Here is a 19,119-nt window from a genome sequence, read left to right on the forward strand (position 1 = left end):
CGGATCTCTCCGTCGCACCCCGTCGGTGCGTCAGGCTCGAGCAGCCCGGGGGCTGCTCACCGCAGCCGGGTCACCGGCCGCGCCGCGCTCAGGCCTGGAAGCGCGGGAAGGCGGAGGCGCCGGCGTAGACGGCGTCCTCACCAAGCTCCTCCTCGATGCGGAGGAGCTGGTTGTACTTGTTGATGCGCTCGCCGCGGGCCGGGGCGCCGGTCTTGATCTGACCGGAGTTGGTGGCGACGGCGAGGTCGGCGATGGAGGTGTCCTCGGTCTCGCCGGAGCGGTGGGAGGTCATCGTCTTGTAACCGGCGCGGTGCGCCATCTCGACGGCCTCGAGGGTCTCGGTGAGAGAGCCGATCTGGTTCACCTTGACGAGGAGGGCGTTGGCAGCGCGGAGCTCGATGCCCTTGGCGAGGCGCTCGGGGTTGGTGACGAAGAAGTCGTCGCCGACGATCTGGACCTTGTCGCCGATGCGGTCGGTGAGGGCCTTCCAGTCGTCCCACTCGTCCTCGGACAGCGGGTCCTCGATGGAGACGATCGGGAAGTCCTTCACGAGCTGCTCGTAGTAGTCGACCATGGACGCGGTGTCCTGGGCCTCGCCCTCGAAGGCGTAGGTCTTGGTCTTGTCGTCGAAGAACTCGGAGGAGGCGACGTCCATGGCGAGGGCGACGTCCTTGCCCGGCTTGTAGCCGGCGTTCTCGATGGCGACCATGATGAGCTCGAGGGCCTCGCGGTTGGAGTCGAGGTTGGGGGCGAAGCCGCCCTCGTCGCCGAGGCCGGTCGACAGGCCCTTCTCCTTCACGACGGCCTTGAGCGAGTGGTAGACCTCGGCGCCCATGCGCAGGGCCTCGCGGAAGGACTCGGCGCCGATCGGGGCGATCATGAACTCCTGGATGTCGACGTTGGAGTCGGCGTGGGAGCCGCCGTTCATGATGTTCATCATGGGGACGGGCAGGACGTGGGCGTTCGGGCCGCCGATGTACTGGTAGAGCGGGAGCTCGGCGGACTCGGCCGAGGCCTGGGCGGCGGCGAGGGAGACGCCGAGGATGGCGTTCGCGCCGAGCTTGCCCTTGTTGGGGGTGCCGTCCAGCTCGATCATGAGCTTGTCGAGGCCGCGCTGGTCGGAGGCCTCGAAGCCGATGATCTCGGGGGCGATGACGTCGTTGACGTTGGCGACGGCCTTCTCGACGCCCTTGCCGCCGAAGCGCTTCTTGTCGCCGTCGCGGAGCTCGACCGCCTCGAAGGCGCCGGTGGAGGCGCCGGAGGGCACGGCCGCACGGGCGGAGGCGCCGTCCTCGAGGAGGATCTCGACCTCGAGGGTCGGGTTGCCGCGGGAGTCGAGGATCTCGCGGGCGTGAACGTTCTCAATGAGGGCCACGGTGGGTGCTCCTTGTTGTTGTGAGAATCCGGATGCGATCCCTAGAGTACCGGGCCCCGCGGACGCGCACGAGGGCCATGGTCCTCTCATCCGGGGCGTTCACGCCCGGCGAGACGACGGCGCCCCGCACCGTGGTGCGGGGCGCCGTCGGGAGGCCCGGGCGGCCGGTCAGCCGACCTTGACGGAGGAGGAGCCGGTCGTGTCGAGGAAGTCGCGCCTGGTGTCGTAGCGCGGGGAGGCCTTGATCGAGGAGCTGTCCTGGATGTCCTGGAACTCGACGGCGACCTTGGCCAGGGTGTCCTGGTCAAGGGAGGAGAAGGCGTTGGAGTAGAGGACCGAGCGGACGACGTCGATGGTCGTCTGGGAGGCGGAGGAGGCGTCGAGCTTGGCGGAGTCGAGGGCGGAGCGGGCGTCGTCGTCGGTGACGGTGATCCCGTGCTCCTTGCCGACCTTCTCGTAGGCGGGCAGCCAGATGAGGTCGGTGAGGACGGCGTCGGAGGTGAGGCCCTGGACGTTCTTGAGCTGGGTGGCCGCGGACTGGACCTGGTTCTCCGTGATGGTGACGGACTCGTGGGTGCCGTCGGGCAGGTCGTAGGACGCGGTGGCCGCCTGGCCGGGGTGCGCGGAGCAGCCCGCGAGCGCCGAGCCCGCCAGGACGAGGGCGCCGGCGGCGGCGAGGGCGCGGGTGCGGGTGCGGCGCGGGACGGAACGGGTCACGGTGTGCTCCTTGGTTGCTGGCGGGAACCGCGTCCGGTGAGCGGGCGGGGTCCGGGGCGAGTGTAGCCCGGGGCCGTGCACCGCCAGGGCCCGACCGTCCAGGGGCGCGACGCGCGGTCTCCCCGGGCGGCGCGCCGCCACCCGTCGCGACGTCGGCGGTGCCGCCGTCAGTGCCGCTCTCAGCGGCGCCGGCGGTACCTCGTGGCCTCGGTGGCGTAGTCCTCGTCGCCCTCGACGACGGCGTGGAGGAGGACCTCGGCCCAGCGCAGGAGCTCCTCGCCCTCGACCACTCCCCCGCCCATGCGGGCGGCGCCGGGTGCGGGCACGACGATGGTGCGGGTGGCGGGCTTGAGCGTGGTGCCCGGGTAGAGGCGGGTGAGGCGCATGCGTCCGGACTCGGGCAGGTCGAGGGGCGCGAAGCGGATCGACTTGCCCTGGGCGACGATCTCGCGCACGCCCAGGTGGGCGGCCAGCGCGCGCAGGCGGGCGAGCGCCGCGAGGCGCTGGACGGGCTCGGGGACGGGCCCGTAGCGGTCGGTGAGCTCCTCGAGGACGTCCGCGACGTCGGCGGCCGAGCGGGCCGCGGCGAACTTCGTGTAGGCCTCCAGGCGCAGGCGCTCGTGGGGGACGTAGTTCTCGGGGATCGTGGCGTCCACGGGCAGCTCGACGCGCAGGTCCTCGTCGATCTCGGCCTCGGCCTCGCCGGCGCGCTCGGCCGCGTCGCCGGCCTTGGACGGGTCGATCTTGAGGGCCTTCTTGTAGGCGGCGACGGCCTCGGAGACCATGCGAACGTAGAGGTCGAAGCCGACCCCGGCGATGTGCCCCGACTGCTCGCCGCCGAGCAGGTTGCCGGCGCCGCGGATCTCGAGGTCCTTCATGGCGACCTGCATGCCGGCGCCGAGGTCCGTGTTCGTCGCGATGGTGCGCAGGCGCTCGAGGGCCGTCTCGGTGAGCGGCTTGTCGGCCGGGTAGAGGAAGTAGGCGTAGGCGCGCTCGCGCCCGCGGCCCACGCGCCCGCGCAGCTGGTGGAGCTGGGACAGGCCCATGCGGTCGGCGCGGTCGACGATGAGGGTGTTGGCGTTGGAGACGTCGAGGCCGGTCTCGACGATCGTCGTGCAGACGAGGACGTCGATCTCCTTGTGCCAGAAGTCGTCGATGACCTGCTCGAGGCGGGACTCGCTCATCTGGCCGTGGGCGGTGGCGACCCGGGCCTCGGGGACCATCTCGGAGATCTGGGCGGCGACGCGGTCGATGTCCTCGACGCGGTTGTGGACGTAGAAGACCTGGCCGTCGCGCAGGAGCTCGCGGCGCACGGCGGCGGAGACCTGCTTGCGCTCGTAGGCGCCGACGTAGGTGAGGATCGGGTGGCGGTCCTCGGGCGGGGTGGCCAGGGTGGACATCTCGCGCAGGCCGGTCACGGCCATCTCGAGGGTGCGCGGGATCGGGGTGGCGGACATGGACAGGACGTCGACGTCGGTGCGCAGGGCCTTGAGCGTCTCCTTGTGCTCGACGCCGAAGCGCTGCTCCTCGTCGATGACGACGAGGCCGAGGTCCTTGAAGCGCACCTGGCCGGTGATGAGGCGGTGGGTGCCGACGACGACGTCGATGGAGCCGTCCGCGAGGCCGGCGAGGACCTTCTCGGAGTCGGCGGCGGACTGGAAGCGGGAGAGCTGGGCGATCTTGACGGGGAAGCCGGCCATGCGCTCGGTGAAGGTCTCGGCGTGCTGGGAGACCAGCAGCGTCGTCGGGACGAGGACGGCGACCTGCTTGCCGTCCTGGATAGCCTTGAAGGCGGCGCGCACGGCGATCTCGGTCTTGCCGTAGCCGACGTCGCCGCAGATGAGGCGGTCCATCGGCTGGGGCGACTCCATGTCGCGCTTGACCTCGTCGATGGTGGAGAGCTGGTCGGGGGTCTCCGTGTAGGGGAAGGCCTCCTCGAGCTCGGTCTGCCACGGGGTGTCGGGCCCGAAGGCGTGGCCGGTGGTGGCGGAGCGGGCGGCGTAGAGGCGCACGAGCTCGCCGGCGATCTCGCGGACCGCCTTGCGCGCCTTGGACTTCGTCCTCTGCCAGTCGGCGCCGCCCATCCTGTTGAGGGTGGGGTTGTCGCCGCCGACGTACTTGCTCACCTGGTCCAAGGCGTCGGTGGGCACGAGGAGGCGGTCGCCGGGCTGGCCCTTCTTGAAGGGCGCGTACTCGATGACGACGTACTCGCGCGTTGCTGGATTTGCAGTGTTCTTAGCCGATCCGACCCCGCGGCGCAGGAGCTCGACGAAGCGCCCGACGCCGTGCTGGGCGTGGACGACGAGGTCGCCGGGGTGCAGGGAGAGCGGGTCGACGCTCTTGCGGGAGCGACGGGCGGGCAGGACCTTGCGCTGACGGGGCCCTCCCCCGGCGCGGCCGGTGAGGTCGGACTCGGCGAGGAGGGCGAGGTGCAGCTCCTCGGAGACGAAGCCGTGGCCGGCACTGGCCTGAGTGACCCGGACGACCCCGTCGCCGGCACCTGCGCCGTCGCCCGCGGAGCCCGGCTCGCCCCGGCCGAGGTCGGCGGGCTCGTCGAGCTGGGTGACGATGCGGGCGGGGACGCCGCCGTCTCCGAGGAGCTCGGCCATGCGGCGGCCCGGCCCGGGACCGTTCGTCGCGATGACGACGCTCCAGCCGTCCTTGGCGAGGCCGCCGATGTCGCGGACGGCCTCCTCGAGGCGGCCGCCGTAGCCCTTGGGGTCGCGCAGCGGCAGCTCGACGGTGTCCGGAGTGGCCTTGAGGGAGGTGAGGGACCACCAGCCGAGGTTGGAGGAGAGCGCCAGCCCGCGGGCCTCGGCGAGGTGGGCGAAGGCGGCGGCCGACAGGTCGATGGGGGCGTTGCCGCCGTTGGCGGCGCTCGTCCAGGCGGCGGCGAGGAACTCCTGGGTGGTGGCGGTGAGGTCCTCGGCGCGCTTGCGCAGGCGCTCGGGCTCGAGGCCGACGACGAGGCGGTCCCCGACGAGGTCGAGGAGGGGCACCATGCGGGGCACGAGGACGGGGGCGAGGGACTCCATGCCCTCGGCGGGGATGCCGGCGGCGATCTTCTCCAGGAGGTCGCCGGCACCGGGGATGACGCCCTTGAGGCGCTCGGCGCGCTCTCGGACCTCGTCGGTGAGGAGGACCTCGCGGCAGGCGGTGGCGGTGACGGGGCCGAGCTCCTCGACGGTGCGCTGGTCGGAGACGGCGAAGGAGGAGACGGACTCGATCTCGTCGCCGAAGAAGTCGACGCGCACGGGGCGCGGCTCGGTGGGTGGGAAGACGTCGAGGATGCCGCCGCGCACGGCGAACTCGCCGCGGTTCTCGACCATGTCGACACGGGTGTAGGCGGCGTCCGCGAGGCGCTGGGCGGTGGCCTCGAGGCCCGCCTCCTCGCCGGCGGCGAGGCGGATCGGCTCGAGCTCGCCGAGCCCGGCGACGATCGGCGCGAGGAGGGCTCGCACGGGGGTGATGAGGACGCGGATGGGGCCGCGCGAGGCGTCGCCGGTGGTCTCGCCGTCCTCGGGGTGGGCGAGGCGGCGCAGGACGGACAGGCGGGTGGCGACGGTGTCGGCGCGCGGGGAGAGGCGCTCGTGCGGGAGCGTCTCCCAGGCGGGCATGACGGCGACGTCGCTCTCCGGCAGGTAGCAGGCCAGGGCCGCGGCGGTCTCCTCCGCCTCGCGGGTGGTGGCGGTGAGGACGAGGAGCGGCGTGCCCTCCCCCTCTGCGGGGGCCTGCCCCGCGGCGTCGAGGCGGTTGCCGGCCGAGGGGGCGGCGGCGCGCTGCCCGACGGCGCGGGCGACGCCGTCGGGTCCCATCGCCATGAGGGCGAGGACGGCGGGACGGGCCCCGGGGGCGACGACGACGGAGCGGTCGGTGCGCGCGCGGCTGCCCGCCGCGTCCACGAGCGCAGCCGTGGTCGGGTCGGTGAGGAGCGGGGGCAGGAGGGCAGTCAGGCGCACGGCGGGCAGTCTAGGTGTTGGTGGCAGACAGGTTCATGACAGTCGGGCGGTTGGGGGGTTGCCGTTGAGTGCGCTGTGGCCTCGTGCAGTGTTGTAGAACTCGATCCAGGGGGCAAGGGCGTCACGGCGTTCCTGGTTCGAGGTGAACGCCCTGCGGTAGGCCCACTGGGTGGCCAGGGTGCGGTTGAACCGTTCGACCTTGCCGTTGTGCCACGGGCAGTGCGGCTTGATGAACTTCTGCCTGGCACCGACCTGGGCGACGGCGGCAGCGAAGGCGCCCGAGTGGCGGTAGACGAAGGCGTTGTCGGTGATCACCCGCTCGATGCGCTCGATGCCGTGATCCGCGAAGTACGCCGCGGCCCGCAGCACGAACCCGGCGCAGGTGTCGGCCTTCTCGTCGTCATGGATCTCGCTGTAGGCCAGTCGGCAGTGGTCATCGACCATCGAGTGGACGTAGTCGTAGCCGATCCGGCCCCGCCGGCACGTGTCGGCCTGGGTCGCGGCCCGCCCCAGCACGCGCCACCCGCCCCCGTCGGGGATCTTGCCGAGCTTCTTGACGTCAACATGGACCAGCTCGCCTGGCCGCTCGCGCTCGTAGCGGCGCGTCGTGGCCTGGCTGGAGCGGATCACCTCCCCGGTGATGGGATCCAGGCACGCCAAAGGGGGCACGTCGTGACGGCGCAGGATCGCGGTGACCGTACGCACCGGGCCCCCTGTCGCGGCGCTGATCGAGGCCGGCCCCTGCCGGTGCTGCCGGCGGTGCGCCAGCACACGCTGCTCGGTGGAGGCGCTCGTGCGCCTGGGCATCGTGTGCGGCCGGCTCGACCTGTCGTACAGGCCCGCGTCCCCCAGCTCGTCGTAGCGCTTGAGCCAGTGGTGGGCGCACTGGCGGGACAAGCCCATCGCTTTGGCGGCGTGCGCCACCGGCCAGCCCTGGGTGCGGACCCGTTCAACCAGCAGCCGCCGACCGTTGACATTCAGCCGAGCCCTAGAGTGAGCCATGGGGGACCTCCGTTTGTAGGTGTGAGCGTCGACAAGTCACACACAACGGGGGTCCTCCCCTTCACGTCAACCCTTCCAGTGTCACCAACCTGCCTGCCACCAACACCTAGATGTACTGATCGGGGAGGTTGGTTGAAGGACTGCGATCGGCTTGTATGAGGTGAGGAGAGCACCGGGTGCTGGCAGGGTGGGGCTTGCGACAGTCTCACCGAGCAGTACGAGAGGTGCTCTCCTCATGTCCCACGCTAACGCAGCCCTGACCCCACGCGCCCGGCAGCGGGTGGCCCGCCTTGTCGTTGAGAAGGGCTACCCCATCAGCGAGGTCGCCGCCCGATTCCAGTGCTCATGGCCCACCGTCAAACGCTGGGTGGACCGCTACCGCGCCGGGGAGGCGATGACCGACCGCGAGCCTGTCAATGTTTTTGTGTAAGTGGGGTTGTCAGAGGTAGGGGTTGATTCGGTTGGGGTAGGCGGCGGTGAGCTGGGCGAGGGCCTGCTTCCAGCCGTTGGTGGCCTGTCCTTGGATGAGGCGTCCTCGGCTGCGGCGCTGCTCGGCAGTCAGGCCGGTCTCCTTGGTCCTCTCAGCGGCTCGCTTGTCCTCGATGTTGCAGACCTGCCGGCCACAACAGCTTCACGGCTGCGGCGTCACAGGGGAAGTGTCCGCGGTTCTTGGTGACCTTGCGCAGCTGGTAGCTCGTGCGAGCTCGATCGAGTTCGTCGAGGGGGCACCTCCCACGGGCGTGGGAGAGGAGATGACCCGCCGCAGGGCCGGAGGGAGGGCCAGGAACGGCGTGAACCGCTCCCACGCCCGCTCCCACACCCCCACCGTGTCGGGGTAGCGGGTCCCCAGCGGACTGGCCGCGGACCCGGTCCAGGGCCGCCTCGGCGGCGTCGGCGCTGGAGGCGGTGTAGACGGGCTTGAGGGCGGCGGCGACCTTCCTTGCGGTCCCCGTAGGACACGAACCCCCGTCCAGGAGCGGATCAGGTGCACCACGCAGGTCTGCACCATCGAGTCGGGCCACGTCGCCTCGACCGCTTCGGCAAGGCCCGTCAGCCCGTCGCATGCCCCCGCGCGCTGCGCTCCGTGCGGGAGGTGCCCCCTCTACGATCAGCACGTCCTGGATGCCGCGGCCCCGAGCCCGGGCGCACACGCCCCGCCCTTCAACGAGGCGCCCCCTCGGCCTGCACCCAGATCCTTAAGGCACGTGCTTAACGCCCTCCATATCGACACCGACGGCGATGTGGGCCGCCCTGTTGGACACCCGCCCCTGGTCACGGATCTTGACGCGGATCGCGTCGAGGTAGATCACCGGGTAGAACTCCTCCAACGGCCGCATCTGCCACTCCAGGACGGCGTCAGCGACCGCGTCGGTGATGTTGCTGATCGTCCCCGCCGACAGCCCCCGCCCCGAGGGTGGACTCCAGGTGGTGGCCGGTGCTCGCGCACGCATCAATCCCCCCGGCGTACAGGCTGATGATCATGCCATCCAGGCCGTCCATACGCCGCTGACCCTTGCGCACCAGACGGGGCGTGAAGGTGCCGGCACGGTCCCGAGGCACCTCGATCTCGAAGGGGCCCACCTCGGAGTCCATCGTCTTGACGCTGGATCCGTTGCGGGCGTTGCCCCGCGCCGCCGGGGCTCGCTCGCCCTTGTCGTAGCCCAGGTGGTCGGTCAGCTCGGCCTGCAGGCCCCGCTCCAGGGTCTCCTTCAGCAGCGCCGGCAGCAGCCCGTCCGAGCCGGTCAGGGCGACCTGCCCTGAGTTGATCTGCTCGAACAGGCCGTCCAGGCCACCGCAGGCCACCAGCGCCTCGACCGCCTCACGACCCGCACCACCCGAGGGCGCCTTCTGATCCGTCATGGTCATCAGTGTCAGTCCTTCCAGCAGGGCTTACACAAACCATTGAACAGGCCCAATGCTCATGGCCCACCGTCAAACGCTGGGTGGACCGCTACCGCGCCGGGGAGGCGATGACCGACCGCTCCAGCCGCCCCCACTCCAGCCCCAACCGCACCCCCACCACCGTGGTACGCCGGGTCGTCAGCCTGCGCAGCCGCCTGCGGGAGGGCCCCGTCCAGCTCGCCGCCCGCACCGGCATCGCACCCTCGACGGTGCACCGCATCCTCAACACGGCCAGGCTGAACCGCCTCTCCTACCTCGACCGCGCCACCGGGCAGGTCGTACGCCGCTACGAGCACGAGAGCCCCGGTTCCCTGGTCCACGTCGACGTCAAGAAGGTCGGCAACATCCCCGACGGCGGTGGCTGGAGGTACGTGGGACGCACCCAGGGTGACCACAACCGCCAGACCACCGACGGCGCCAGGCGCAGGCACGGTCAGCCTCGTCTGGGGTGGGCCTACGTCCACTCCGTGCTCGATGACCACTCGCGCGTGGTCTACTCCGAGGTCCACGACGACGAGAAGGCTGCCACCGCTGTCGGTGTCCTGCAGCGGGCGGTGGCGTGGTTCGCCGCCCGCGGGGTGGTCGTTCAGCGGGTGCTGTCCGACAACGGGGCCGCCTACAGGTCACGGGCCTGGACCCAGGCCTGCGAGCGCCTGGGGGTCAAGCCCCGCTACACCAGGCCCTACCGGCCTCAGACCAACGGGAAGATCGAGCGGTACCACAGGACCCTGGCTGATGGGTGGGCCTACTCCCGCCACTACGCCAGTGAGGCCGAGCGCCGCGCCGCACTGCCGGCATGGACCCACTTCTACAATCACCACCGCCCCCACACCGCCACCGGCGCCCTCCCACCGATCACGAGGTTGACCAACCTCCCCGATCAGTACACCTAGGGGCGCGGCCTCGGCCCCCGGCAGGCGGCTTCGCCACCAGCGGGAGCGCAGCGCTCCCCTCGTCCCCGGGGACGTTCGCGCGAGGGACCGGCCCCGGAGACGCGGTCCGGCCCCGCCGCTCGGGGAGCGGCGGGGCCGGCAGGCGGTGCGGAGGCTCGGCGTCAGCGCTTGACCATCATCCGCACCATGGTCCCGAGGTCCTTCATGTCGTGCCGGACGAAGGGGAGCACGAGTGCGAGCAGCGCCATCGCGGCGACCATGACGACACAGGCGAGGAGGCAGACGACGACGTCCGGGAGGCCGGCGGCTACCCCGCAGACGGCCCAGGTGATGCCCGTGGCGACGGCGGAGACGGCGAAGATCCGCAACCCGTTCCACACGAGCGGCGTTGTGTGCAGGTTGCCAGCGCGGCCGGCCAGCAGGATGGAGACGGGCCACAGGATGATCGGGGAGACGACGTAGGCGTAGGCGACGCCGAGCGCCCCGAACTGGGCGCCCACGATGATCGAGGCCATGCGGATGAGGGCCGAGAGCATCGTGTACCGCAGGTACGCGCGCCCGAGGCCTCGCGAGGTGTAGATCCAGCCGCCGACGGTGGCGAGCGTGGACAGGCCCTCGCCGATGGCGACGAGCCGCATGTAGGGCACCGCCGCGATCCAGTGGGCGCCGAGGACGACCCGGACGACCGCCGGCGCCGCGGCGACGACGAGACCCATGAGGAGGAAGACGGGGTAGCCCAGCCCGAGCTGGCCACGGCGCAGGTAGGCCAGGGCCCGCTCGTCGTCGTCCTGCAGCTTGGCCATGACGGACAGGCCGAGGCTCGTCACCTGCGGGCGGAACTGGTTGAGCGGGGTGCGCAGCGTCTGGACGGCCCGGTTGTAGAGGCCGAGCGTGTTGGCGCCGAAGAACCGGCCCATGAGGATGGCGTCAAGGTTGCTCGCCAGGTAGGCGACGACCTGCGTGCCGGCCATGGAGACGCCGAAGCTGAGGAGGGCGCGCATCGACTGGCGCCTGTCGTACCAGCGGGGCAGCCAGCCCGCCGCGATCGGCAGGGCGATGAGCGGGAAGAGCGCGGTGACGACGCGTTGGACGACGAGCGCCCAGTAGCTCCAGTCCCAGGCTGCAGTGATCGCGCCCGCGACGAGCGCGAGGATCGAGGCGACGAGGTCGATGGTGAGGAGCTTGCCCACCTGGAGGCCTCGCGTGAGGTCCGCGCGGTACTGGTTGACCATGCCCGCCATGAGGAAGGTCGGCGCGATGGCCATGGAGACGCCCGCGACGGCCGGCTCGTGGTAGAAGCCGGCGAGCAGGGGCGAGATCGCCAGCGTGATGAGCATGAGGACGAGCCCCGCGCCGGAGTTGATCCACCACAGGTTCGACCGCTGGCCGCGGGTGAGGTGCTTGCCCTGGATCGCCGCGGTGGACAGGCCGAAGTCCTGGAAGATGGTCGCGACGCCGACGATCGCGGTGACCATGCCGACGACGCCGTACGCGTGGTCGTCGAGGAGGCGCGCGAGGACGACGACGTTACCGAGCTGGACGAGGATGCGCAGGCCCTGGGTCCAGATCGTCTGCCCGGCGGCCCTGGCGGCGCGCTTGCCGAGGTTGTGCGAGCCCTCCTCGGTCGCGGCGTCCGCGCCGGCCGAGCCCGTACCGAGGTCGTCCGTGATCCGCTCGTCGCCGGCCGAGCCGGTGAGCGGGGTGTTCGAGGGCTCGCCGGACGCTCCCTCCGGGTCGTCGGCGGGTACGAGAGGGTCGAGCTCGTTCTGGCTCATCGGAGGCTCGCCCCCATGTCGCCGAGCGCCTGGGAGAAGCGCCCGACCATGCCGTCGGCGCGCTCGCGCAGGGTGACCGCGTCCTCGGCGAGGCGCGGGTCGGCGACGGCGGCGAGGGTCCGTGGTACGACCTCGTCCTCGCGCAGGTCGACGACGTGATCCCAGCCGAGCTGGGCGAGCAGCGGCGCGAACTTGCGGGAGTAGGCCAGCGGCACCGCGGGCGTGCCCATGGACAGGGCGTTGAGGCAGGCGTGCATGCGCGAGCCGATGACGAGCCGTGCGGAGCCGACGGCGCGGCGGACCTCGTCGAGGGCGTCGGGGCCGGAGGGGATGACGACGTCGACGTCGCCGAGCTCCTCGCGCAGGGCGGCCAGCGGGTAGCGGTCGTTGTCCCCGGGGGCGTCGTCCTCGTGGACGACGTGGGACAGGAGGGTGACGGAGCGCCCCTCGGCCTGGAGGGCCTTGGCGACGGCGGTGACGTCGGCGCGGTAGCGGGCGGCGTCGACGTGCGGGTTCTCGCCCCAGAGCAGGCCGGAGACGTTGAGGACGACGTCGCGGGTCCGCTCGACGGCCGGGTGGTCGATGGCGAAGACGACGTCGGTGGACTCGACGTCGACGGGGCGGCCGAGCTGGGCGGAGAAGGCCGCCGAGCGGGGGTCGCGGCTGGCGACGAGGCTCGCCTGGCGCAGCGACCGGCGTGCGAGAAGAGTGGCGCGGCGGGTCGTGAAGGGGCCGATGGTCTGCGGCGTGAGGACGACCGGGACCCCGACGCGGTGCGCCAGCTCGGGGAACAGGGACATGCGCTTGAGGCGGTCGAAGCCGTAGATGTCCGCGAAGGAGTCGCCCGCGCGGGTGTCGAGGACGAGGTCGAAGGAGCTCAGCCAGTCGAAGAGGCCGTGCTCTCCGGTGACGCGCTCCTTGACGAGGCTGCGACCGCGCATGATGCCCATGGGGGCGTCGCCGCGACCGGTGCCCTGGATCTCGATCTCGGCGTCGGGGAAGACGCGCTGGGCGAGGGCCTTGGTGCCGACCGCGAGGGCGCGGACACCGAGGTTCGGCTGGTCGAGGGAGGCCCAGAGGATGAGGATGCGCATGTCGTCCTATGCAGTCGGTGGGGCTGGGCGCCGTGGCGTCCGCAGGACGCCGCGCTCAGAGGCTCCGCAAAGGTAGCGCCCCGCGCGCGCCGGGCGCCGTGACTCAGGACGCTCTCGGCCCGAATGCGGGCGTCCCGTGAGCGGACTCACGCGCCCCGGTCCGGGCGCGGGGACCGTGGCCGCCGTCCCGGAACGGACGGGCCGGCCGGCGCGCTCAGCGCGCGTACTCCTCGGTGACGCGGCCGGTCATCGCGGCACGGAGGATCCCGAGGGCGCCGGCGGCGCGGTGGTCGAGCTCGGCCCGGCGGGCGACGTCCCGCGTGAGGCGCGCCCGAGCGCCGTTGACGGCCGCGAGCGCGGCGCCGCGGGCCGCGAGCCGGGCGCGCAGAGCCCGCCGCTCCCCCGGGGCGGCGGTGAGCACCCGGACCATCGCCCAGGCCTCGCCGTTCCGCCGTGCCCGGGTGAGGACCCACTCGCGGGTGAGACGGTCCGCCGGGACGGACTCGGTCGCGACGGCCTCGTCGCACCAGAGGAGCTCGCCGCCGTCGCGGACGAGCGCGCGCGTGAAGAAGGTGTCCTCACCACCCGTGAACGCGAAGCGGGGATCGAAGCACAGCCCGAGGCGGCGCACGACGCTCATGTCGAGCAGGAGGTTGCCGGCGCCCGCGGAGGGCACGGGCGTCCCCGTCGCGCGACGGCGACGCATCCACACGGGCGAGGCCGCCACCCAGGCGTCGGGCTCGGCCTCGAAGGCGGACAGGACGGGGCCGGCGACGCCGGCCGGGCGCCGCTCGGCCTGGAGCGCGAGGAGGGCGGCGAGCCAGCCGTCGTGGGGCGTCTCGTCGTCGTCGATGAAGACGAGCAGGTCGCGGTCCTCAGCCTCCGACAACGCGCGGTTGCGGGCGGCGGTGAGGCCGGGAGCCTCCTCGACGACGACGACGAGGCCCTCCTCGCCCCCGAGGGCGGAGGCGATGGCGTCGCGCGCGCTGCCGGCGGCGTCGTTGTCGACGATGACGACCCGGGCGTCGACGTCCTCGAGCGCGCGGCCCTGCTCGAGGAGGAGCGGGATGAGCGCGGTGACCCGCTCGGGCCTGCGGTAGGTGCACACGGCGACGTCGAGCGTCCGGGAAGGGGCCGGCACGGGGGTCTCCCATCGTTGGCTGGTGGTGCCGGGATAGTATCGCCGGGCCACGTCGTCCAGGACCGGGGAGGACCCGGTCCCCCACCGGGAGGCCCGCCTCGATGCCCTCAGCGCCGCTCAGCACGACCGCCGTCGTCGTCGTCAGCTACGGCTCCCACGACCTGCTCGCGCGCAACCTCGCCCCGGTCACGGCCGAGGGCGGCCCCCGCGGCGTCGTCGTCGACAACCTCACGACGGCGCAGGAGCGCGAGGCCGTCACCGCCCTGGCCGACGAGCACGGCTGGACGACGGTGCTCCCGGAGGGCAACACGGGCTTCGGTCGCGGCGTCAACCTCGGCGTCGAGCGCGCCCTGGCTGACGGGGCGCGCACCGTCGTCGTCCTCAACCCGGACGCCACGATCGCCCGCGATGACCTCGAGCGCCTCGTCGCCCGCGTCGAGGCCGAGCCGATGACGATGGTCGCCCCCCTCATCGTCGACGCCGAGGGGCGGCCGGCCTTCGAGGGCTACGCCGTGGACCTCACGGACGGCGCCACCCGCTCGCCCCGGGCGCCGCGGGTCCCCGGCCACCGGCACGAGGAGTGGCTCACCGGCGCCTGCTTCGCGGTGAGCGCCCAGCTGTGGCGCGCCTGCGGCGGCATGGCGGAGGACTACTTCCTGTACTGGGAGGACGTCGACCTCTCGCTGCGGGTGCTCGCGGCCGGTGGCGCGCTCCTCAACGACACCTCGGTCAGGGCCGTCCACGACCAGGGCGGGACACAGGCGGAGGAGGCGCAGGAGACCCGGCACTCCCCCACCTACTACTACTGGAACGTCCGCAACCGCCTGCTCCTGGGGGCCCACTGGGCCCGGCGCGGGGAGCTGCGACGGTGGGTGCTGCGCACCCCGCAGGAGTCCTGGGCGATCCTCATGCGCGGTGGTCGGCGCCAGATGGTCCAGCACCCCGCGCTCACGCTCCTGCCCGCGCTGCGCGGGGCCCGTGACGGGCTGCGCGACGTGCACCGCGTGCGCTTCGGGGACCGCTGGGCGGCACCACGGCGCCGCCCGGGCGCGGCCCGGATCGGATCGCTGACCGGGCCCATGCGCTGACGGCCGCCTCCCCGTGCGAAGAGGCGGCCGTCGTCGTCCGGGCGGCGGGCCCGGGCGGGCTCAGGAGCGCTTGTACTCCATGTACTTGCTGCCGAGGGCCCCGGCGACCATGCCGCGGCCGCGCTGGATGAAGCGCACGGACTTCGAGTGGGCGCGCTCGGAGCCGCGCAGGAGGGCGGCGGCGACCATGACGGAGCCCAGTGCGACGCGCTCCGCGCCGCGCAGGCCCTGGTGGAGGCGGGAGCGGATCTCGGCGCCGCGGCCCTCCTGGCGCGCCAGGGCGAGGTCGACGGAGGCCCAGGAGTTGCCGGAGCGGTAGGCGCGCCTGGTGACCCACTGCCTGGTGAGCCGCTTGGCGGGCACCTCGTCGTTGACGACGGCCTCGTCGCACCACACGATGCGGCCGCCGTCGCGGATGAGGGTGCGGGTCAGCATCGTGTCCGAGCCGCCCGAGATCCCGAAGCCGAGGTCGAAGCGCAGGCCGAGACGGCGCATCGTCGCCATCTCGAGGAGGAGGTTGTTCGTCGCCGCGGCCGGCATGACGTATCCGGTCGTGTGACGGCCGTGGTCGAACCAGCCGCCCGCGACGACCCACGGGTCGGGCTCGACCTCGAAGTCCGGGAGCACGGGGCCGACGACGGCCTCCGCGCCGGTCTCCTCCCAGGTGGCGATGAGGGCGGGGAGCCAGCCGGTCTCCGGCCGCTCGTCGTCGTCGATGAAGACGATCGCGTCCTCGGTGCAGGCCTCGAGGGCCGCGTTGCGGGCCGCGGCGATGCCGGGCTCGGGCTCGTGGACGTAGGTGACCTCGTGGACGGCCGTGGCGGCGCCGGCAGCGATGATCTCGCGGGCCGTGGCCTCGGGGTCGTTGTCGACGACGATAAGCCGCAGCGGGCGGTCGTCGGTCACCTCGCTCATGGCGGCGTCGAGGACGGGGACGAGCTGCGCGGCGTGGTCGGGGCGCTTGTAGGTGAGGACCGCGACGGCGACCGAGGCCTTCGGGGAGCGGCTCTCGGGCAGGGTGTCACTCATGGGGAGCTCCTGGCTGTGGGACGGGGACTAATCAGGGAGGCGCATCGCGCCGCGGTCACCCTACGCGGTCAGCGCCCGCGCGACGGGAGCGGGGTCCGCACTCCTGACCGCAGCCGCTCGGGGGCGGTCCCGCTCCTCGCCGACACCGGCGAGTCCCTGGACGCGCTCGGCCTGCGTCGCGACGGCGAGGCCGACGACGAGCCAGACGACGGTGCCGAGCTGGGTGATGAAGGCGACCGTGACGTAGGCGGGGATGAAGGAGACGACGGCGATCTGGGGCGCGGTGGCCCGCGTGCCCAGGGCGCGGACGACCAGGACGGCCAGCCCGATGCTCAGGAGGACGACGGGCGCCCAGCCGAAGCGCAGCGCGCCGAGGAGCATCTGGTCGTCGACGGACTCGAAGCCGTCCCAGGTGGTCGAGCGCCCGTTGCTCTGGGCGGCCGGCGACTGGCCCAGCGGGATGAGGCGCGTGATGAGCCGCAGGAGGTGCCCGCGGTAGTCGGCGGAGCCGGACTGCTCCGTGCCGGCCACGGCGAAGACCTGGAGGATGGTCGGCAGGATCGCCGCGGCCCCCGCGCCGAGGAGGAGGATGACGGAGCCGCGGGCGACGGCCCCGAGGTCCGAGCGCATGAGGGTCACGGACAGCGCGAGCGCGAGGACCGCGCAGAGCATGCCCGTGCGGGAGAGGGTCGGCAGCGTGCCGGCGAGGATGAGCAGCATGACGCCGACGCGCACGCTGCGCCTCCACGGCGCGGCCGCGGCGAAGGGGATGCCGGCCGCCAGGGAGGTGCCCAGCGCGATGGAGTGCCCGAAGGCGCCCTCGACGCGGGAGAGCCCGCCGCGCACCTGGATCTGGGACCAGTTGCTGTACATGGAGTTCGAGAAGTGGATATTGACGAAGATGTTCGTCTTCGTGACGAACTCGACGAGGGCAAGGACGGCGACGACGGCCCACACTCCCGCGATCAGCCCATAGACCCGCTTGCGGCCCACCGTCTCGATCGCGCAGCGGCCCACGAGGTAGGCGGGCAGGGCGCCGAACCAGACGTCGGACTGGACGTAGAGCTTGTTCGCGCCCACGAAGCGGGAGGCCATGACGAGCAGCATCGCCGAGAGGATGAGGACGTCCCCGGCGGTGAGCCTGAAGGAGAACCGCGGGAGTAGCGCCACCAGCGCGAGGACGCACATGAGGGTGGCCGGCGGCACGTAGGGGTTGACCGGGGCGGCGACCCAGACGGGGACGAAGGCGATGGAGCACAGGACGAGGAGCATCGCCAGCCAGGGGCGGCGCCCCATCGCCCTCACGAGCGCGACCGCGAGCACGACGCAGAGGGCGAGCTCGACGAGGAGCATGAGCTGGTGGTGCACGAGGGCCTCTCCGCCGATGATGCGGGTCTTCGGTGAGCCGAGCAATAGCCTCACCGGATGGTCACGCTACTACGATGGCGGGGCCGCGGTCCTGCGGCGACCCTCACTCTCAGGAGTAACGTGAACCCCCCTCAGATCGGTTCCGCAATCCGTCACCACCTCGTCGGCTTCCTCGCCATCGTCGTCATCCTCGCCCTCGCCGGGGTCGGCATGGCACTGCGGATCCAGCCGTCGGCGACGGTCGAGGCCCAGCTCGTCATGCAGCCGGGCCTGGCCGGCTCGACGAGCGAGGAGTCGAGCAGCGGGGCCACGTCGTCCTCCGCGGACAAGCCCCCGTCGCAGCAGGAGGCCGCGCTCGCGGCGGCCACGAAGGGCTCCGCCGCGACCAGCAACAGCTACCAGCTCGCGACCTACGCGATGGCCGCGATGCCGACACTCGTCGAGCTGACCACGAGCCCGGCCGTCATGGACGAGGCGGCGAAGACCACCGGTGACGACTCCGACTCCCTCGCCAAGGCCGTGACGGCCTCGAACCCCACGGGCACGCTCCTGCTCTCGATCAAGGCGACCGCCCCCACGAAGAAGGAGGCCGTGGCCCGCGTCGACGCGACCGTCGACGCCCTCCAGGGCAAGCTGGCCTCGGGTGAGCTGCTCGGCGTCGGCGGCACCGTCCTCAACCCGGCGGTCACCACCCCGGCGACGACGGACACCGCGACCATGTCCCGCACGGGCGCGAAGGGCGACGTCATCGTCGCCGCTGCCGTGGGCCTCATGCTGGCGGTCCTCTACGCCATGTGGGCGGAGCGCCGCGAAGGCAAGCGCGCCGTCGGCCACGGCCGCCGCGCCCAGACGAGCACGGAGGTCAAGGCGGAGCCGGAGACGGGGCCAGAGGCTGAGCCGGAGACGGAGCCGGCAGCCGAGGAGTCCTGAGCCGCGGGCTTCCCGCGCAGGACGCGCCCGGATAGACGAGGAGGGGCGAGCAGCGCGTGCTGCTCGCCCCTCCTCGCGTCCTCGTCACTACCTACGCGGCCGCGTCAGGAGGCGGAGCCGTCGAAGACGGCGACGGGCTGGTCGGTCGTCACGATGACGTCGATGGTGACGTCGTCCTGGGAGCCGGTCGGGACCGCGAAGACGTAGGAGCCGGTGACCGACTTCCCCGCGGCGACCGAGGACGGGAGGCTCTTCGCCTGGTCCATGCTGGCGAAGGTGGTGGCCGGGGTCTCGTCCTTCCCGTAGGACAGGGTCACGGAAGCGGCGGAGAGGTCGACGGCCTTGGAACCCGTGTTCTCCAGGGTGACGGTGACGACGAGGGCGGGGCCTGAGACCTCGCCCGGTCCGTCGGCGACGCCCTTGGTGGAGGTGATCTTTCCGAGGGCGACCCTGACGTCGCCGGCGCTCTGGTCGTCGTCGAGGGCGACGGGGGTCGACTCGGGCTGGGTGTAGCCGGCCTGGCCGGGGAAGAGGCTCGCGCCGTCAGAGGGGTCGGCCACGGCCGCCGAGGGCGCGGCGGTGGAGCCGGTGGTCGCGGTGGGCGCGGGTGCCGCGGTGGCGCCGGCCCCCGCCGAGGTGGTGGCGGTCGCGGAGGCGCTGGCGCTGGAGCCCGAGTGGGTGGAGCAGGCGCCCGCGCCGAGGGCGAGCAGGACGACGCCGAGGCCGGCGGCGGTGCGACGCACGGTGGTGGACAAGGTCATGGGGTCTTCCTTCCGGGGAGGTCCGCGTCCTGGCGCGGACGAGTGCGATTGTGCCGCGCGCCGTGCGGGGCACTGCGTGCCCGCC

Annotated in this window: 13 protein-coding genes and 2 pseudogenes; 4 read left to right on the top strand and 11 right to left on the bottom strand. The window is 72.5% G+C overall.

Annotated features, from left to right (window positions below; all coding sequences use genetic code 11):
* Positions 1–88 precede the first annotated feature (88 nt).
* The 4 genes from eno to AXF14_RS02870 all read right to left on the bottom strand — a co-directional run bounded on the left by eno (position 89) and on the right by AXF14_RS02870 (position 7,053).
* The gene (gene eno, locus AXF14_RS02855) at positions 89–1,375 is read right to left on the bottom strand and encodes a phosphopyruvate hydratase (RefSeq protein WP_067940691.1); all 1,287 of its coding nucleotides are present in this window, start codon (positions 1,373–1,375) and stop codon (positions 89–91) included.
* Between the two features lie 168 nt (positions 1,376–1,543).
* Positions 1,544–2,092, bottom strand: a complete 549-nt coding sequence (locus tag AXF14_RS02860) for a hypothetical protein (RefSeq protein WP_067940692.1) — start codon at positions 2,090–2,092, stop codon at positions 1,544–1,546.
* Between the two features lie 179 nt (positions 2,093–2,271).
* Entirely contained in the window at positions 2,272–6,051 is a 3,780-nt protein-coding gene (gene mfd, locus AXF14_RS02865) for a transcription-repair coupling factor (protein ID WP_067940694.1), read from the bottom strand.
* Positions 6,052–6,084: 33 nt separating this feature from the next.
* Positions 6,085–7,053 carry an IS481 family transposase gene (locus tag AXF14_RS02870; protein WP_067940696.1) on the bottom strand — a complete coding sequence of 323 codons (969 nt, stop codon included), beginning with the start codon at positions 7,051–7,053 and terminating at the stop codon, positions 6,085–6,087.
* 235 nt (positions 7,054–7,288) lie between these two features.
* Between AXF14_RS02870 and AXF14_RS02875 the strand changes: the two are divergent.
* Positions 7,289–7,459, top strand: a pseudogene (locus AXF14_RS02875) (helix-turn-helix domain-containing protein); the annotation flags it as partial.
* Between the two features lie 33 nt (positions 7,460–7,492).
* Here the strand turns inward: AXF14_RS02875 and AXF14_RS02880 are convergent.
* Positions 7,493–8,919: pseudogene (locus tag AXF14_RS02880) on the bottom strand (IS256 family transposase).
* 2 nt (positions 8,920–8,921) lie between these two features.
* Here AXF14_RS02880 and AXF14_RS02885 point away from each other — a divergent pair.
* Positions 8,922–9,848: an IS481 family transposase gene (locus AXF14_RS02885; protein WP_067940698.1), complete on the top strand. Its 927-nt coding sequence runs from the start codon at positions 8,922–8,924 to the stop codon at positions 9,846–9,848.
* A gap of 161 nt (positions 9,849–10,009) precedes the next feature.
* Here the strand turns inward: AXF14_RS02885 and AXF14_RS02890 are convergent, their stop codons facing one another.
* The 3 genes from AXF14_RS02890 to AXF14_RS02900 all read right to left on the bottom strand — a co-directional run bounded on the left by AXF14_RS02890 (position 10,010) and on the right by AXF14_RS02900 (position 13,858).
* The gene (locus AXF14_RS02890) at positions 10,010–11,623 is read right to left on the bottom strand and encodes a lipopolysaccharide biosynthesis protein (protein WP_084355306.1); all 1,614 of its coding nucleotides are present in this window, start codon (positions 11,621–11,623) and stop codon (positions 10,010–10,012) included.
* Positions 11,620–12,717, bottom strand: coding sequence for a polysaccharide pyruvyl transferase family protein (locus AXF14_RS02895; RefSeq protein ID WP_067940702.1), 1,098 nt, complete (start codon positions 12,715–12,717; stop codon positions 11,620–11,622). The genes AXF14_RS02890 and AXF14_RS02895 overlap by 4 nt, the downstream gene beginning before the upstream one ends.
* A 214-nt stretch (positions 12,718–12,931) precedes the next feature.
* Positions 12,932–13,858, bottom strand: a complete 927-nt coding sequence (locus AXF14_RS02900; RefSeq protein ID WP_169798243.1) for a glycosyltransferase family 2 protein — start codon at positions 13,856–13,858, stop codon at positions 12,932–12,934.
* A 101-nt stretch (positions 13,859–13,959) separates the two neighbouring features.
* On the opposite strand from AXF14_RS02900, the gene AXF14_RS02905 reads away from it, so the two are divergent.
* Positions 13,960–14,946 carry a glycosyltransferase family 2 protein gene (locus AXF14_RS02905; RefSeq protein WP_067940709.1) on the top strand — a complete coding sequence of 329 codons (987 nt, stop codon included), beginning with the start codon at positions 13,960–13,962 and terminating at the stop codon, positions 14,944–14,946.
* Positions 14,947–15,006: 60 nt separating this feature from the next.
* On the opposite strand, the gene AXF14_RS02910 is transcribed toward AXF14_RS02905, so the two are convergent.
* Both AXF14_RS02910 and AXF14_RS02915 read right to left on the bottom strand, forming a co-directional pair.
* On the bottom strand, positions 15,007–15,975 hold the full coding sequence (locus AXF14_RS02910; RefSeq protein ID WP_067940711.1) for a glycosyltransferase family 2 protein: 969 nt from the start codon (positions 15,973–15,975) through the stop codon (positions 15,007–15,009).
* A 60-nt stretch (positions 15,976–16,035) separates the two neighbouring features.
* Entirely contained in the window at positions 16,036–17,388 is a 1,353-nt protein-coding gene (locus AXF14_RS02915) for a hypothetical protein (protein ID WP_067940714.1), read from the bottom strand.
* A 75-nt stretch (positions 17,389–17,463) separates the two neighbouring features.
* Between AXF14_RS02915 and AXF14_RS02920 the strand changes: the two genes are divergently transcribed.
* Positions 17,464–18,273: a YveK family protein gene (locus AXF14_RS02920; RefSeq protein WP_067940716.1), complete on the top strand. Its 810-nt coding sequence runs from the start codon at positions 17,464–17,466 to the stop codon at positions 18,271–18,273.
* Between the two features lie 104 nt (positions 18,274–18,377).
* Here the strand turns inward: AXF14_RS02920 and AXF14_RS02925 are convergent, their stop codons facing one another.
* The gene (locus AXF14_RS02925) at positions 18,378–19,034 is read right to left on the bottom strand and encodes a DUF4352 domain-containing protein (protein WP_067940718.1); all 657 of its coding nucleotides are present in this window, start codon (positions 19,032–19,034) and stop codon (positions 18,378–18,380) included.
* Between the last annotated feature and the right edge of the window lie 85 nt (positions 19,035–19,119).

Origin of the sequence: Actinomyces radicidentis (assembly GCF_001553565.1) — a bacterium.
Taxonomy (GTDB): Bacteria; Actinomycetota; Actinomycetes; order Actinomycetales; family Actinomycetaceae; genus Actinomyces; species Actinomyces radicidentis.

Excerpts from the sequence above, each read along its gene's own strand:
- AXF14_RS02890 (WP_084355306.1), bottom strand. The coding sequence starts at position 11,623 with ATGAGCCAGAACGAGCTCGACCCTCTCGTACCCGCCGACGACCCGGAG.
- AXF14_RS02895 (WP_067940702.1), bottom strand. The coding sequence starts at position 12,717 with ATGCGCATCCTCATCCTCTGGGCCTCCCTCGACCAGCCGAACCTCGGT.
- AXF14_RS02910 (WP_067940711.1), bottom strand. The coding sequence starts at position 15,975 with ATGAGTGACACCCTGCCCGAGAGCCGCTCCCCGAAGGCCTCGGTCGCC.
- AXF14_RS02870 (WP_067940696.1), bottom strand. The coding sequence starts at position 7,053 with ATGGCTCACTCTAGGGCTCGGCTGAATGTCAACGGTCGGCGGCTGCTG.
- AXF14_RS02905 (WP_067940709.1), top strand. The coding sequence starts at position 13,960 with ATGCCCTCAGCGCCGCTCAGCACGACCGCCGTCGTCGTCGTCAGCTAC.
- AXF14_RS02925 (WP_067940718.1), bottom strand. The coding sequence starts at position 19,034 with ATGACCTTGTCCACCACCGTGCGTCGCACCGCCGCCGGCCTCGGCGTC.